The sequence below is a fragment of the Mucilaginibacter sp. P4_C11 genome (genome assembly GCF_056402115.1).
The window spans coordinates 1-607 of the sequence record NZ_JBFUIA010000092.1 but is presented as its reverse complement, the minus strand read 5'-3'; the positions used below and the strand labels follow the sequence as shown (position 1 = coordinate 607).

The 607-nt window shown below is 46.8% G+C and carries 1 pseudogene; it reads right to left on the bottom strand.

The window, feature by feature from the left end:
• A pseudogene (locus tag AC1DU2_RS30875) lies at positions 1 to 607 on the bottom strand (glucosamine-6-phosphate deaminase); the annotation flags it as partial.

Below are 607 nucleotides of genomic sequence, written 5' to 3'. Positions count from 1 at the left end.
AAAGCTCTTTCAGGCCGTTGTGAGTCATCTGCATTCGGCTTGCCACCCGGCCAGCCGGTAATGGTATGCTGTATCTGGTTAAAAATATCAATATTGATGTTGTAAACCGGGCCCTGCTCTACTGCTAATTGAGCCATACCGTGGTTGTTGTAATCTTCTTCGGTAAGTTTTAATACCGGTTTGCCAATGGTATCAGCCAGCCAGATCACCGCTTTCTTTTTCAGCGTATTATCATCCCATGAGCAATCTTTTACCAGCCATGGGGTATCAAAACGGGTGAGTTCAGATGCGGCTGCTTCGTCAAGCACAAATTCAACATGATCTGATAACTGCAAATAAGTGGCAGGTACTTCGCCTGATATTTCACCTTCAACAGCTTTTTTAACAATAGGCGCTTTTTTGGCGCTCCAGGCCATCAGGATGATCTCTCTTGCTTTAAAAATAGTACCAATCCCCATGGTAATGGCTTTGGTAGGCACATTGGCTTTACCACCAAAATCGCGGGCGGCATCACTGCGGGTCAAATCATCTAAAGTAACCAAACGGGTACCCGAATTTGGCGCCGAACCCGGTTCGTTAAAACCGATGTGGCCGGTACGGCCGATAC